The following is a 1,033-nucleotide window of genomic DNA, read 5'->3' on the forward strand; positions in this document are numbered from 1 at the left end:
ACGAGTGCCGATGGCGAACCGCTGAACAATAACCCCAGAACGCAGATGAACACAAAAGCCGCTTTCCATTTCTGATCATCGATCAAATGCAATCCGGCTACCATCCCCAATGCTATGACAGCATATCCTAACGCATAGTTGTACCGATCAATTAATCCCCCGTTGCGAATATCCATACCATTTGACCAGTTGGAGAAATACGCTGCCGTTATTATCACGCTGAGCGATTGAATTACCGCCAGCGCAACCATCGGCCAGAGTAGTTTTAACCCGAATCTCTGGCCTAAATACAGCATGGAACATCCAACGGCTGTGATAAATATTGCATTGGTGTAGTTCGCGTCTATCAGGCATCGAATCCAGATAAACAACAGAATAATGGCCAGTGGCGCGTACAGCCATGCCCATGCGATGTGTTTGTGCCGGAACCACAGGACGGCTGCCGTAACCGTCACTATGGCCCCGGCTAAAATGGGGGGATAGAGGAAGTAGAGGGTTGAGTTATAAGCCCACTTTGAGGTAAACGTGAATAGTACGGCAACTAATCCGATCAACCATGCCATTTTAACACCCGCACGAATGCATCGCTGCAAACAATGCCAGCAGTAGAAATGTGGCTATCATTGCTAATATGGCATTCATGATACCTGTTTCCCCGGTTTCAATTCAGTCATTTGGGCCACCCGCGCCACATGGAATTGGTGGCCCATTTTCTCAAGCTCATGCCGCAATGTCGGCATTATCGGATTGCGGATACATCGCATCGGCTTTCCGCACCTCGTGCACCGAATCTCGTGCCGGGTCATTCCGGGCAATACGACTGATTCTGGCTTATGGTTCGAGCTACATGCCCAGAGATAGGATTCCAGCATTTGGAAACTCTTTTCATTGATATCAATCTGGCATATCGGAGGGTCATCGCGGTAATCGTACCCGAACCTGATCACGGAATTGTAATACTTGGCCTGCAATAGCATCACCTCCAGTACAGTGCCGTCTCTGAGCACATCATGAGCTTTCGGGTTTAGAAACA

At 48.8% G+C, this 1,033-nt stretch carries 2 protein-coding genes; both read right to left on the bottom strand.

Annotated elements, in window-relative coordinates; all coding sequences use genetic code 11:
* A partial coding sequence (locus tag HWQ67_RS19595; protein ID WP_218254378.1) for a hypothetical protein occupies positions 1-563 on the bottom strand: 563 nt, incomplete at its 3' end.
* A gap of 75 nt (positions 564-638) precedes the next feature.
* A partial coding sequence (locus tag HWQ67_RS19600) for a hypothetical protein (RefSeq protein WP_218254379.1) occupies positions 639-1,033 on the bottom strand: 395 nt, incomplete at its 5' end.

The organism is Candidatus Magnetobacterium casense (genome assembly GCF_019173545.1).
Lineage (GTDB): Bacteria > Nitrospirota > Thermodesulfovibrionia > Thermodesulfovibrionales > Magnetobacteriaceae > Magnetobacterium > Magnetobacterium cryptolimnobacter.